The organism is Streptomyces sp. NPDC091649 (genome assembly GCF_044756785.1).
GTDB lineage: Bacteria > Actinomycetota > Actinomycetes > Streptomycetales > Streptomycetaceae > Streptomyces.
In genome coordinates this window covers 146,935-160,606 of record NZ_JBIVTR010000007.1, presented here as the reverse complement: position 1 = coordinate 160,606, position 13,672 = coordinate 146,935, and the positions used below count along the sequence as shown (strand labels likewise).

Sequence of the window (13,672 nt, the reverse complement as noted above, 5' to 3'; positions counted from 1 at the left end):
CCCCTTCCGTCCCCTCACGCCTCGTAGACGTCGGCCTTGCGCGGGGCCGGGTCCTGGACGAGGCCGCTCAGCACCATCGAGCGGCTGTCGAAGCGCTCCGTGTCGACGCCGTTCTCCTCCAGGACCCGCATCGCCGCCGTGTGGACGGCCCGCAGCACCGGGGTGGCGGCGCGCATCGCGTCGTCCGCCATGAAGCGGTGGTTCCACGGCTTGGCCGCCCACGCGTGCCGCAGCCCGAACGGCTCCGGCAGCACTATCTTCCCGCCCAGGTAGTCCAGCAGCGGCGGATACCAGGTGAGCGGGGCCCGCAGCGCCAGCCGGACCACCTCCTTGGCGTCCACCAGCGCCAGCTGGACGTCCCGGGTCTCCCAGAAGCGGACGGTCTTGTTGACCGTCTTCGTCTTCGCCGCGGGCTTGGACAGGAACAGGCTGTGCACCGGCCCCAGCGCGTGCCCCGTGACCTCGATGCGCAGGGTCTCGTGGAGCACGGTGACGGTGATCATCATGGTGATCACCAGCTGGCCGTCCCACAGCGTGAACTGGACGCCCAGATAATGCCGGTCGCCGCTGCCGAACTGCTGGTGGTTGCAGATCCGCTGTATCTCGTGGGGCTTCACCTGGAAGGTGGCCACGTCCTCGCCCTCGGGGCGCGTCACGGAGTCGGCGTTCTCCCCGATGGGCGAGACGACCCAGTGCTTCACGGACGGCTTGGGGAAGCCGCCGGTGTTCAGCGGTCCGCGCTCCAGCATCTTCAGCTGGTCGTGAATGATCCGGATCAGGTCCCAGCTGCGGAACTGGTGGATCTCCTTCGTCGGGTCCTTCGGCAGCAGCTCCTCCGCCAGCTGCCAGCTGCCCCAGCGGGTGCCCATCCCGAGGACGCCCTTGGGGCCGGCGTAGAAGACGGCGTTCGACTGCTGCTCGGCCGTCAGCTTCTCCAGGCTCTGGCGCAGGGCCTCGCGCGCGGTCTCGTTGGGGTTCTTGGGCACCGCCTCGGGGATCTTCGCGATCACCCCGGTGCCGGAGAGAAGTCCTTCCCAGCGGGCCCGCATGTCCTTGGCCGAGGTCTCCGCGATCCGCTTGGCGACCAGCCAGCCGATCACCGGGGCGATGAGCGCGCCCCGGACGTAGAGCGCGAGCAGCCCGTCCAGGGGGAGCTTGACCATCAGGACCAGCGCGCCGATCCCGAAGGCGGCCAGCAGCACCGTGCCGACCGCGCGGAACGCCGTGTCCTTGGACTTGTTGAGCGCGTCCCGGATCCGGAAGGCGATCACCCAGGCCAGCATGCCGGGCAGGAACAGGACGCCGAACACGACGGTCACCAGGGTGAGCCGGGTGTCCCGGGCCTTGCGCAGGTTGTTCGCCGAGAGGCAGTGCTCCACCACGGTCTGCGGGTCCGTGCCGAAGGACTGGATGAGCGCCTTGCGGGCGCCGCCGAGCATGCGCTCCTGGACGGCACGGGCGAACGCCTCACCGAGATTCGGCTTGAAGTAGTCGGACTTGAAGAGTTTGGAGGAGCCCGGCTTCACCGTCGACTTGTGCCACTCGCTGTTGGCGTCGAGGATCGTCTCCACCGGACTGTCCCGGTACGCCGCCGAAGCCAGGGCATTGGTCGCCACGGACTGGCCGCCCGCGCCCTGGATCGGGATCTGGGCCCCGGGTGAGAAGTCGAATCCGTCGTTGGCCACCTGTCGCCCCCACTCGCCGCACGTCTGCTCCTGCGGTGTGCCCAACTACCGTACGCGGCATACCTTCTGAGCTGCGACCACAGCGTATCGTCCGGATCGCACCGGCACCGGCCGCCTACGTGCAGCCGGAGGGTGTGTGCGACGGTGCGCCGGTCACGCGCCGGGTGCCCCGTCCGCCGTCTCGGCGCGGACCCGGTCGGCCACCTGCGGCGGCATCGCCTCGTGCCGGGCGTACGCGCGGTCGAAGCGGCCCGTGCCGTGCGACAGGGAGCGCAGGTCCACCGCGTACCGGCCGACCTCGGCCTCCGGAACCTCCGCCCGCACGAGGGTGCGCCCGCCCGGACTCTGCTCGGTGCCCACGACGCGGCCCCGCCGGCCCGACAGGTCGCTCATCACCGGTCCGACGTAGTCGTCGGGGACCAGGACGCTCACCTCGTACACCGGTTCGAGGAGTTGGATGCGGACGTCCGACGCGGCCTCGCGCAGCGCGAGCGCTCCCGCGGTCTGGAAGGCGGCGTCCGAGGAGTCCACGGAGTGCGCCTTGCCGTCCAGCAGCGTGACGCGCACGTCGACCAGGGGGAATCCGGCGGCCAGCCCCCGGGCGGCCTGCGCCCGCACGCCCTTCTCCACCGAGGGAACGAACTGACGCGGCACCGAACCGCCGACCACCTTGTCGACGAACTCGACGCCGGAGCCCGGCGGCAGCGGCTCGACCTCGATCTCGCAGATCGCGAACTGGCCGTGGCCGCCCGACTGCTTGACGTGCCGTCCGCGCCCGGTGGCCCGCCCGGCGAACGTCTCGCGCAGCGGCACCCGGTGCGGTTCCGCGTCGACCTGGACACCGTAGTGGCCGCGCAGCCGCTCCAGGGCGACCTCCTGGTGGGCCTCGCCCAGGCACCACAGGACGACCTGGCCGGTGTCCGGATTCTGTTCGAGGCGCAGCGTGGGGTCCTCGGCGACCAGCCGGGCCAGGCCCTGCGACAGCTTGTCCTCGTCCGCCCGGCCGTGCGCCCGCACGGCCAGCGGGAGCAGCGGGTCCGGCGTCGCCCACGGCTCGATCAGGACGGGGTCGCCGACCGCGGAGAGGGTGTCGCCGGTCTCCGCCTCGCCGAGCCGGGCCACACACGCCAGGTCGCCCGCGACGCACCGGTCCAGCGGGTGCTGCCGACGGCCGAACGGTGAGGTGAGCGCCCCGACGCGGATCTCCGCCCCGTGACCGGGACGCGGCGCGCGACCCGCCGCGTCCAGGCCATGGCCGCACAGGTGCACCGGGTCGTCGGGGCGCAGGGTGCCGGAGAAGACGCGGACCAGCGAGACGCGGCCCACGTACGGATCGGAGGCCGTCTTGACGACCTCGGCGACCAGCGGACCCTCGGGATCGCAGACCGGGGCGGGCCGCGGCTCCCCCGAGGGGGTGGTGAGGAGCGGCGGGGTGCGCTCCAGCGGGGTCGGGAAGCCGCGCGTGACCAGTTCCAGCAGCTCGACGGTGCCGACGCCCTGACGGGCGCCCTCGGCCGCCGGCGCCGCGGTGAGGACGGGGTGGAAGGAGCCCCGGGCGACGGCCCGTTCCAGGTCATCGGTCAGGGTCGCGACGCCGATGTCCTCGCCGCCGAGATAGCGGTCCATCAGGGACTCGTCCTCGCTCTCCGCGATGATCCCCTCGAGCAGCCGCTCCCGTGCCGACCGCAGCGTCTCCTCCTGGCCGGGCGCGGGCGGCAGCTCGACGCGTTCCCCCGAGGAGTAGTCGAGGATCCGCCGGCTCAGCAGCCCGGTGAGCCCGGTCAGCGGGGCGTGGCCGTCGGCGGCCTCGGGCCCCAGCACGGGCAGGTACAGCGGCAGCACGGCGTCGGGGTCCTCGCCCCCGAAGGTCTCGGCGCAGATCCGGTTCATCTCCCGGTAGGAGGTGCGGGCGGTGTCCAGGTGCGTGACGACGATCGCGCGCGGCATGCCGACCATCGCGCACTCCTCCCACGCGGCCCGGGTGGTCGCGGCCACGGACCCGGCGTCCTGGGCCGCCGAGACGACGAAGAGGGCCGCGTCCGCCGCGCGCAGACCGGCCCGCAGCTCACCGACGAAGTCCGCGTAGCCGGGAGTGTCCAGCAGATTCACCTTGCAGCCGTCCCAGGCCACCGGGACCAGCGAGAGCTGCACGGAACGCTGTCGGCGCCGCTCGATCTCGTCGTAGTCGGAGACGGCCGTCCCGTCCTCGACCCGACCGGCCCGGTTCACGGCTCCGGCCGTCAGCGCCAGGGCCTCCACCAGCGTGGTCTTGCCCGATCCGCCGGGGCCGACCAGCACCACGTTCCGTACGGCGGAGGGACGGCCGGCCGCCGGTGCTCCTCCGGCGGCTCCGGGGTGTGCGTGTGCCTTGTCGCCCATGATGCGAGCCTCCCGGTCGATGGCGCGGTGCGGGGGAGGGCGACCGCGCGCGGAGCAGCGGTGGCACGGGCGCGCTCGAAGAGGCCGCCGCGGCGGCTTCGAAGACGCCCGCGGTCCTTCGAGCTTGGCACCGCGGCGGGGCCCCGTCCACACGTCGCCCGCGCGTCCGGTCCGCACACCGGGCAGGGCCGTCGCCGGCCGGGGCGGGCTCCGCCGGCACCCGGCGACGGGTGCCCGTCCGGTGGAAGGCACCGGCGGTGACTACGATGGGCCAGCCGGTGGCCGTAGGGGCCGCTCGGCCAACCGAACCCTCGGGAAGGCCATGCTGAACAAGTACGCGCGTGCATTCTTCACGCGTGTCCTCACGCCGTTCGCCGCTCTGCTGCTCCGCCTCGGGGTCAGTCCCGACGCGGTCACTCTCATCGGCACGGCCGGAGTGATGGCAGGTGCGCTGGTCTTTTTCCCGATGGGGGAGTTCTTCTGGGGCACGATCGTCATCACGATCTTCGTCTTCTCCGACCTCGTCGACGGCAACATGGCGCGGCAGGCCGGTATCTCCAGTCGTTGGGGCGCCTTCCTCGACTCGACGCTCGACCGGGTCGCCGACGGCGCGATCTTCGCCGGCTTCGCCCTCTGGTACGCGGGCAGCGGTGACGACAACGTCCTGTGCGCCGTCGCGATCTTCTGCCTGGCCAGCGGCCAGGTGGTCTCGTACACCAAGGCGCGCGGCGAGTCGATCGGCCTGCCGGTCGCGGTCAACGGCCTCGTGGAGCGCGCCGAGCGCCTGGTGATCTCGCTGGTCGCCGCAGGTCTGGCGGGGCTCCACGCGTTCGGCGTCCCCGGCATCGACGTGCTGCTGCCGATCGCGCTGTGGATCGTCGCCGCGGGCAGCCTCGTGACGCTGGTCCAGCGCGTGGTGACCGTACGCCGCGAATCCGCCGAGGCGGACGCCGCGGAGGCGGCCGCCGGGGGTCCGGCGGCCGTGGACTCCGCCGCCGGCACCGCGGGACCGTCCGCCGCCGGTTCCGCCGGTTCCGCCGGTCAGGCCGGTCAGCCCGGTCGGGGGAGCGAGGCCGACCGGTGAGCGCGGACGCGTCCGGCCTGAGGGGCCGGCTCACCGACGGGCTGTACGGACTGGGCTGGGGCGCCGTCAAGAGGCTGCCCGAGCCCGCCGCCGCCCGGATCTTCCGCACCATCGCCGACCAGGCGTGGAAGCGGCGCGGCAAGAGCGTGCTGCGCCTGGAGTCGAACCTCGCCCGGGTCGTCCCCGACGCGGGGCCGGCGCGGCTGGCCGAGCTGTCACGGGCCGGGATGCGCTCCTACATGCGCTACTGGATGGAGTCCTTCCGGCTGCCCACCTGGAGCCCGGAGCGCATCAAGGACGGCATCGACATCTCCGACGTCCACCACCTGACCGAGGGCCTGGACGCCGGCAAGGGGGTGATCGTGGCCCTGCCGCACCTGGCCAACTGGGATCTCGCCGGAGCCTGGGCCACCACCGACCTGAAGATCCCCTTCACCACCGTCGCCGAACGGCTGGAGCCCGCGACGCTCTACGACCGCTTCGTCGCCTACCGCGAGGGCCTCGGCATGGAGGTCCTGCCGCACAGCGGCGGGTCCGCCTTCGGCACCCTGGCCCGGCGGCTGCGCGCGGGCGGCCTGATCTGCCTCGTCGCGGACCGGGACCTCTCCTCCTCCGGGGCCGAGGTGTCGTTCTTCGGCGCCGCGGCCCGGATGCCCGCGGGTCCCGCGCTCCTCGCCCAGCAGACGGGCGCGAAGCTGCTGCCGGTGACCCTCTGGTACGACGGGCCGGTGATGCGCGGGCGCATCCATCCGGCGGTCGACGTGCCGCGGGAGGGCACCCGCGCCGAGAAGACCGCCGTCATGACCCAGGCAATGGCGGACGCCTTCGCCGGCGGCATCGCCGAGCACCCGGAGGACTGGCACATGCTCCAGCGGCTCTGGCTGGACGACCTGGACCCCCGAGGGGAACCCACGTGAAGATCGGCATCGTCTGCCCGTACTCCTGGGACGTACCGGGCGGCGTGCAGTTCCACATCCGGGACCTCGCCGAGCACCTGATCCGGCTCGGCCACGAGGTCTCCGTGCTGGCCCCCGCCGACGACGAGACACCGCTGCCGCCCTACGTCGTCTCGGCTGGCCGGGCCGTCCCCGTCCCGTACAACGGCTCCGTCGCCCGGCTGAACTTCGGCTTCCTGTCGGCGGCCCGGGTGCGGCGCTGGCTGCACGACGGGACGTTCGACGTCATCCACATCCACGAGCCGACCTCCCCGTCGCTGGGCCTGCTGGCCTGCTGGGCGGCGCAGGGGCCGATCGTGGCCACCTTCCACACCTCCAACCCCCGCTCCCGGGCGATGATCGCCGCGTACCCGATCCTCCAGCCCGCGCTGGAGAAGATCAGCGCCCGGATCGCGGTCAGCGAGTACGCCCGGCGCACGCTGGTCGAGCACCTCGGCGGGGACGCCGTCGTCATTCCGAACGGCGTCGACGTCGGCTTCTTCGCCAGGGCCGAGCCGAAGGCCGCGTGGCAGGGCCAGACCCTCGGCTTCATCGGCCGTATCGACGAACCCCGCAAGGGCCTGCCCGTCCTGATGAAGGCGCTGCCCGCGATCCTCGCCGCCCGCCCGGAGGCCCGGCTGCTGGTCGCCGGGCGGGGCGACGAGGAGGAGGCGGTGGCCTCGCTGCCGAAGGAGCTGCGCGAACGCGTCGAGTTCCTCGGCATGGTCAGCGACGAGGACAAGGCCCGGCTGCTGCGCAGCGTCGACGTGTACGTGGCCCCCAACACCGGCGGAGAGAGCTTCGGCATCATCCTGGTCGAGGCGCTGTCGGCCGGCGCCCCCGTGCTGGCGAGCGACCTGGACGCCTTCGCGCAGGTGCTCGACCAGGGCACGGCGGGCGACCTGTTCGCCAACGAGGACGCCGACGCGCTGGCCGCCGCCGCGATCCGGCTGCTGGGCGACCCGGAGCGCCGGGCCGGACTGCGCGAGCGGGGCGAGGCCCACGTACGCCGCTTCGACTGGGCGACGGTGGGGGCCGACATCCTCGGGGTGTACGAGACGGTGGCCGACGGGGCCGCCTCGGTCGCGGCGGACGAACGCTCCGGTCTCCGGGCGCGGTTCGGACTCGCGCGGGACTGAGCGGCGGGCCGGTCGCGGGGGCCTCCCGTTGAAGCGGGGGCCTTGGGCGACGGTAGCGTGGGGGCCCGTGACCGTAACCCTCATCGTCTGGATCGTCGTCGCCCTCATCGCGATCGGCGTGTACCTCAGCTGGACCGCCGGCCGGCTGGACCGCCTGCACTCCCGGATCGACGCCTCCCGCGCCGCCCTCGACGCCCAACTGCTGCGCCGCGCCTCGGTCACCCAGGAGCTGGCCACCTCCGGCGTCCTGGACCCGGCCGCCTCGATCGTCCTGTACGAGGCCGCGCACGCCGCCCGGCAGGCCGAGGAGGACCACCGCGAGGTCGCCGAGAGCGAGCTGAGCGACGCCCTGCGTGCCGTCTTCGGCGAGCCCGCCCAGGTCGACGCGGTGAAGGAGATCCCCGGCGGCGAGGAGGCCGCCGCCGAACTGGCCGCCGCCGTACGCCGCGTGCCCATGGCCCGGCGCTTCCACAACGACTCCGTACGCGCCGCCCGCGCCCTGCGGCGGCACCGCACCGTCCGGATGTTCCGGCTGGCCGGGCACGCCCCGTTCCCGCTCGCCTTCGAGATGGACGACGCCCCACCGGTCGCCCTCGCGGACCGCCCCGGCACCTGAGAGGCCCGGAGACCGCGACTCCGGGGGCCACCCGCACACGGTTCCGGGGCCAAAACGATCCACGGCCTGTTCATTGGCCCTTGCTGTGGACCGGTCCCGGGGCGTTTGCTCGGCGATGCAGTCTTCAGCGTCTTTCACCGAGTGAGGTCCCGTGTCCACGCTTCCCAGCACCCCGCAGTCCGCCGAGTACCCCGCAACCGGCACCGCCCGCGTCAAGCGCGGCATGGCCGAGCAGCTCAAGGGCGGCGTGATCATGGACGTCGTCGACGCCGAGCAGGCGAAGATCGCCGAGGACGCGGGCGCCGTGGCCGTCATGGCCCTGGAGCGCGTCCCGGCCGACATCCGCAAGGACGGCGGCGTGGCCCGGATGTCCGACCCCAACATGATCGAGGAGATCATCGGGGCCGTCTCCATCCCGGTCATGGCCAAGTCCCGCATCGGCCACTTCGTCGAGGCCCAGGTGCTCCAGTCCCTCGGCGTCGACTACATCGACGAGTCCGAGGTCCTCACCCCGGCCGACGAGGTCAACCACAGCGACAAGTTCGCCTTCACCACCCCCTTCGTCTGCGGCGCCACCAACCTGGGCGAGGCCCTGCGCCGGATCGCCGAGGGCGCGGCCATGATCCGCTCGAAGGGCGAGGCCGGCACCGGCAACGTCGTCGAGGCCGTCCGTCACCTGCGCCAGATCAAGAACGAGATCGCCCGGCTGCGCGGCTTCGACAACAACGAGCTGTACGCCGCCGCCAAGGACCTGCGTGCCCCGTACGAGCTGGTCAAGGAGGTCGCCGAGCTCGGCAAGCTGCCGGTCGTGCTGTTCTCCGCCGGTGGCGTCGCCACCCCGGCCGACGCCGCGCTGATGCGTCAGCTCGGCGCCGAGGGCGTGTTCGTCGGTTCCGGCATCTTCAAGTCCGGCGACCCGGCCAAGCGCGCCGCCGCCATCGTGAAGGCCACCACCTTCTACGACGACCCGAAGGTCATCGCGGACGCCTCCCGCAATCTGGGCGAGGCCATGGTCGGCATCAACTGCGACACGCTGCCCGAGTCCGAGCGCTACGCCAACCGCGGCTGGTAACCACTGATGAGCGACACCCCCCTGATCGGCGTCCTGGCTCTCCAGGGCGACGTACGGGAGCACCTGATCGCCCTGGCCTCGGCGGACGCCCTGGCCAGGCCGGTCCGGCGCCCCGAGGAACTCGCCGAGGTCGACGGCCTGGTCGTCCCGGGCGGCGAGTCCACCACCATGTCCAAACTGGCCGTGCTCTTCGGCATGATGGAGCCGCTGCGCGAGCGGGTCCGGGCCGGGATGCCGGTCTACGGCACCTGCGCCGGAATGATCCTGCTGGCCGAGAAGATCCTCGATCCCCGCTCGGGGCAGGAGACCGTCGGCGGCATCGACATGATCGTGCGGCGCAACGCCTTCGGCCGGCAGAACGAGTCGTTCGAGGCCGCGGTCGAGGTCGGCGGTGTCGAAGGCGGCCCGGTGGACGGTGTGTTCATCCGCGCGCCCTGGGTCGAGTCCGTCGGGGCCGGGACCGAGATCATCGCCGAACACGGTGGGCATATCGTGGCCGTCCGGCAGAAAAACGCCCTCGCCACCTCGTTCCATCCCGAACTGACCGGCGATCATCGCGTTCACGCTCTGTTCGTGGACATGGTGCGCGCGGTGAAGTGACCGGACCCCGGTAGGATCTCTCGGGTTCGAATCGATATGGGTGACGCGAAGGAGAAGGCAGATGTCCGGCCACTCTAAATGGGCTACGACGAAGCACAAGAAGGCCGTGATTGACGCCAAGCGCGGCAAGCTCTTCGCGAAGCTGATCAAGAACATCGAGGTCGCGGCCCGCTCCGGCGGCGTCGACCCCGACGGCAACCCCACGCTCGTCGACGCCATCCAGAAGGCGAAGAAGAGCTCCGTCCCGAACAAGAACATCGACTCCGCGGTCAAGCGCGGCGGCGGTCTCGAAGCGGGCGGCGCCGATTACGAGACGATCATGTACGAAGGTTACGGCCCCAACGGTGTCGCGGTGCTCATCGAGTGCCTCACCGACAACCGCAACCGTGCCGCTTCCGACGTGCGTGTCGCGATGACCCGGAACGGCGGCTCGATGGCCGACCCGGGCTCCGTCTCGTACCTGTTCAACCGCAAGGGCGTCGTGATCGTGCCCAAGGGCGAGCTCGGCGAGGACGACGTCCTCGGCGCGGTCCTCGACGCGGGCGCCGAGGAGGTCAACGACCTCGGCGAGACCTTCGAGGTGGTCAGCGAGGCCACCGACATGGTCGCGGTGCGCACCGCGCTCCAGGAGGCGGGCATCGACTACGACTCCGCCGAGGCCAACTTCCTGCCGACCCTCCAGGTCGAGCTGGACGAAGAGGGCGCCCGCAAGATCTTCAAGCTCATCGACGCGCTGGAGGACAGCGACGACGTCCAGAACGTCTTCGCCAACTTCGACGTCTCCGACGAGGTCATGGAGAAGGTCGACGCCTGACGGCGCGGCCGGCGGGGCCGGACACGGCCCCGGGCGACGGGCCGACGGGGCACTCCCCGTCGGCCCGTCGCCCTGTGGTTGCGGCGCTTTGTCGGTGCGAGCCGATAGCCTGCGGGAACAGGTGATCGAGCGGGCGTCGCGCGCGGTGAGGACAGGGGGGTTCCATGCGGGTTCTGGGTATCGACCCGGGGCTGACCCGGTGCGGCGTCGGCGTGGTCGAAGGAGTGGCGGGAAGACCTCTGACCATGATCGGCGTGGGCGTCGTGCGCACCTCCCCCGACGCCGGCCTCGGCGACCGGCTCGTCGCCGTCGAGCGCGGCATCGAGCAGTGGCTCGACGAACACTCCCCGGGCTTCGTGGCGGTCGAGCGCGTCTTCGCCCAGCACAACGTCCGCACCGTCATGGGCACCGCCCAGGCCAGCGCGGTCGCCATGCTCTGCGCCGCCCGCCGCGGCATTCCGGTCGCCCTGCACACCCCCAGCGAGGTCAAGGCGGCCGTCACCGGGTCCGGACGGGCCGACAAGGACCAGGTCGGCGCGATGGTGACCCGGCTGCTGAGACTGGACGCACCGCCCAAGCCCGCCGACGCCGCCGACGCCCTGGCCCTGGCCATCTGCCACATCTGGCGGGCCCCCGCGCAGAACCGGCTCCAGCAGGCCGTCGCGGCCCACCGCACGTCCGGCGCGTCCCGGACACCCGGCGCGTCCCGGACACCCGGCGCGTCCCGTATACCCGGGGCGCCCGGCATCTCCCGTACGCCCGGAGCGGCTGGCGCACCCCGTACGCCCGACGCACCCAGTACGCCCGGCACGCCTCGCACGCTGAAAGGCCGCACCGCATGATCGCCTTCGTCTCCGGCCCGGTGGCCGCCCTCGCCCCGGCCACGGCCGTCATCGAGGTCGGCGGAATCGGCATGGCCGTCCAGTGCACCCCGCAGACCCTCACCGGCCTGCGCGTCGGCAAGGAGGCCCGGCTCGCCACCTCGCTGGTGGTCCGGGAGGACTCCCTCACCCTGTACGGCTTCGCCGACGACGACGAGCGGCAGGTCTTCGAGCTGCTCCAGACCGCCAGCGGCGTCGGTCCCAGACTCGCCCAGGCGATGCTCGCCACCCACAGCCCCGACGCCCTGCGCCTCGCGGTCTCCACCGGTGACGAGAAGGCGCTCACCGCCGTCTCCGGCATCGGCAAGAAGGGCGCCCAGAAGCTGCTCCTGGAGCTCAAGGACCGGCTCGGCGAACCGGTCGGCGCGCACATCGGCCAGCAGGGCGTCGGCGCCCCCGCCACCTCCGGCTGGCGCGACCAGCTCCAGGCCGCCCTGATCGGCCTCGGTTACGCGAGCCGCGAGGCCGACGAGGCCGTCGGCGCCGTCGCCCCGCAGGCCGAGGCCGCCGTCGCCGCGGGCACGGCGCCCCCGGTGCCTCAGCTGTTGCGGGCCGCCCTGCAGACTCTCAACCGCGCACGCTGACCGGCACCGAACCACCGAAGAGGCGCTGAAATGAACTGGGACGAGACCGGACCCGAGACCGACGAGCCGACCGGCCCGGTCCTCGACGACCGGCTGGTCGACGCCGGCCATCTCGACGGCGAGGACACCGCGGTCGAGGCGGCCCTGCGCCCCAAGGACCTGGAGGAGTTCGTCGGCCAGGAGAGGGTCCGAGAGCAGCTCGACCTGGTCCTCAAGGCCGCCCGCGCCCGTGGCGCCACCGCCGACCACGTGCTGCTCTCCGGCGCCCCCGGCCTCGGCAAGACCACCCTCTCGATGATCATCGCCGCCGAGATGAACGCCCCGATCAGGATCACCTCGGGCCCGGCCATCCAGCACGCCGGAGACCTCGCGGCGATCCTCTCCTCCCTCCAGGAGGGCGAGGTCCTCTTCCTCGACGAGATCCACCGCATGTCCCGGCCCGCCGAGGAGATGCTCTACATGGCGATGGAGGACTTCCGCGTCGACGTCATCGTCGGCAAGGGCCCCGGCGCCACCGCGATCCCGCTCGAACTCCCCCCGTTCACCCTGGTCGGAGCCACCACCCGGGCCGGTCTGCTACCGCCCCCGCTGCGCGACCGCTTCGGCTTCACCGGGCACATGGAGTTCTACGCCCCCGCCGAGCTGGAGCGTGTCATCCACCGCTCCGCCCGCCTTCTGGACGTCGCCATCGATGCCGAGGGCGCCGCCGAGATCGCCGGACGCTCCCGCGGCACCCCCCGTATCGCCAACCGGCTGCTGCGCCGGGTCCGCGACTACGCCCAGGTCAAGGCGGAGGGCGCCGTCGACCGGGAGATCGCGTCGGCTGCCCTCAAGGTGTACGAGGTTGACGCCCGCGGACTCGATCGGCTGGACCGTGCCGTCCTCGGCGCCCTGCTGAAACTCTTCGGCGGCGGACCGGTGGGCCTGTCCACCCTGGCGGTCGCCGTGGGGGAGGAGCGGGAGACCGTCGAGGAGGTCGCCGAGCCCTTCCTCGTACGGGAAGGACTGCTGGCCAGGACGCCGCGGGGGCGCGTGGCGACCCCGGCCGCCTGGACGCATCTGGGACTGGTTCCGCCGCAGCACGGAGCAAAGGGACAACAGGGCCTGTTCGGGGCGTGATGGGTCACAGGTTCGCGCGCACAGGAACCCGGGTGCCATGCTGGGCGTTGTTCCATCCATGCGGACTCGCTTAGACTCCGCCGACGCCGCCCTTACCGGTCGGTGTACCCACCCCCATATATACAGGCCGCATTCCAGCGCGGTCGTGCGAAGGAATTCCCGTCCCGTGGATCTCTTGACTCTCCTCCCCTTCATCGTGCTCATCGGGGCCATGTTCCTGATGACCCGCTCCGCCAAGAAGAAGCAGGCGGCAGCCGCGCAGATGCGCAGCGACATGCAGCCCGGCACCGGCGTCCGGACGATCGGGGGCATGTACGCCACCGTCAAGGAAGTCCACGACGACACCGTTATCCTCGAAGTCGCGCCCGGCGTGCACGCCATCTACGCGAAGAACTCGATCGGCGCCGTCCTGGACGACGCGGAGTACAACCGCATCGTGCACGGTGACGACCCGGAGCTGGACGCGGACGGCACCGTCGTTCCCGACGACGCCTCCTCGCTGACCGGGGATTCCGACGCCGACGCCGCCGAGGTCACCAAGATCGACCTGGGCAAGGACGACGCGGCCGACGACGACGCCAGGACCGAGGACGCGACCGCCAAGGACGACGTCAAGGACGCCAAGGGCGAGGGCAAGACCGACGGCGACGGCGACTCCAAGTAGTTCTCACGATCCCGGGGACGTCGCGCGCCCACCGGCGCGCGGCGTCCCCGGGACCGTGCGGTCGTCTGCGGGGGCAGGGTCCCCACTACACTTCGTGGCC

Annotated in this window: 13 protein-coding genes; 11 read left to right on the top strand and 2 right to left on the bottom strand. The window is 72.2% G+C overall.

Annotated features, from left to right (window positions below; all coding sequences use genetic code 11):
• Positions 1-14: 14 nt before the first annotated feature.
• Both ACIQMU_RS15195 and ACIQMU_RS15190 read right to left on the bottom strand, forming a co-directional pair.
• A complete protein-coding gene (locus tag ACIQMU_RS15195; RefSeq protein WP_352241596.1) occupies positions 15-1,685 on the bottom strand; it encodes a hypothetical protein in 1,671 nt (556 codons plus the stop codon).
• Positions 1,686-1,838: 153 nt separating this feature from the next.
• The gene (locus ACIQMU_RS15190) at positions 1,839-4,064 is read right to left on the bottom strand and encodes an elongation factor G-like protein EF-G2 (protein WP_402688988.1); all 2,226 of its coding nucleotides are present in this window, start codon (positions 4,062-4,064) and stop codon (positions 1,839-1,841) included.
• 322 nt (positions 4,065-4,386) lie between these two features.
• Here ACIQMU_RS15190 and pgsA point away from each other — a divergent pair, with 322 nt between their 5' ends.
• The 11 genes from pgsA to yajC all read left to right on the top strand — a co-directional run bounded on the left by pgsA (position 4,387) and on the right by yajC (position 13,572).
• Positions 4,387-5,148, top strand: coding sequence for a phosphatidylinositol phosphate synthase (pgsA, locus tag ACIQMU_RS15185; protein WP_402688987.1), 762 nt, complete (start codon positions 4,387-4,389; stop codon positions 5,146-5,148).
• Entirely contained in the window at positions 5,145-6,065 is a 921-nt protein-coding gene (locus ACIQMU_RS15180; RefSeq protein WP_352241593.1) for a phosphatidylinositol mannoside acyltransferase, read from the top strand. Before pgsA ends, ACIQMU_RS15180 begins: the two co-directional genes overlap by 4 nt.
• On the top strand, positions 6,062-7,222 hold the full coding sequence (locus ACIQMU_RS15175; protein ID WP_352241592.1) for a glycosyltransferase family 4 protein: 1,161 nt from the start codon (positions 6,062-6,064) through the stop codon (positions 7,220-7,222). Before ACIQMU_RS15180 ends, ACIQMU_RS15175 begins: the two co-directional genes overlap by 4 nt.
• A 67-nt stretch (positions 7,223-7,289) precedes the next feature.
• Positions 7,290-7,838: a hypothetical protein gene (locus ACIQMU_RS15170; protein ID WP_352241591.1), complete on the top strand. Its 549-nt coding sequence runs from the start codon at positions 7,290-7,292 to the stop codon at positions 7,836-7,838.
• A 151-nt stretch (positions 7,839-7,989) separates the two neighbouring features.
• Positions 7,990-8,910 carry a pyridoxal 5'-phosphate synthase lyase subunit PdxS gene (gene pdxS / locus ACIQMU_RS15165; protein WP_018960500.1) on the top strand — a complete coding sequence of 307 codons (921 nt, stop codon included), beginning with the start codon at positions 7,990-7,992 and terminating at the stop codon, positions 8,908-8,910.
• 6 nt (positions 8,911-8,916) lie between these two features.
• Positions 8,917-9,510, top strand: coding sequence for a pyridoxal 5'-phosphate synthase glutaminase subunit PdxT (gene pdxT / locus ACIQMU_RS15160; protein ID WP_352241590.1), 594 nt, complete (start codon positions 8,917-8,919; stop codon positions 9,508-9,510).
• Positions 9,511-9,571: 61 nt separating this feature from the next.
• Entirely contained in the window at positions 9,572-10,324 is a 753-nt protein-coding gene (locus tag ACIQMU_RS15155) for a YebC/PmpR family DNA-binding transcriptional regulator (RefSeq protein WP_352241589.1), read from the top strand.
• A 164-nt stretch (positions 10,325-10,488) separates the two neighbouring features.
• Positions 10,489-11,166, top strand: a complete 678-nt coding sequence (gene ruvC, locus ACIQMU_RS15150) for a crossover junction endodeoxyribonuclease RuvC (protein ID WP_402688986.1) — start codon at positions 10,489-10,491, stop codon at positions 11,164-11,166.
• Positions 11,163-11,789: a Holliday junction branch migration protein RuvA gene (ruvA, locus tag ACIQMU_RS15145; RefSeq protein ID WP_352241587.1), complete on the top strand. Its 627-nt coding sequence runs from the start codon at positions 11,163-11,165 to the stop codon at positions 11,787-11,789. Before ruvC ends, ruvA begins: the two co-directional genes overlap by 4 nt.
• A gap of 30 nt (positions 11,790-11,819) precedes the next feature.
• On the top strand, positions 11,820-12,908 hold the full coding sequence (gene ruvB / locus ACIQMU_RS15140; protein WP_352241586.1) for a Holliday junction branch migration DNA helicase RuvB: 1,089 nt from the start codon (positions 11,820-11,822) through the stop codon (positions 12,906-12,908).
• A gap of 166 nt (positions 12,909-13,074) precedes the next feature.
• Positions 13,075-13,572 carry a preprotein translocase subunit YajC gene (yajC, locus tag ACIQMU_RS15135; protein WP_402688985.1) on the top strand — a complete coding sequence of 166 codons (498 nt, stop codon included), beginning with the start codon at positions 13,075-13,077 and terminating at the stop codon, positions 13,570-13,572.
• Positions 13,573-13,672: the final 100 nt, after the last annotated feature.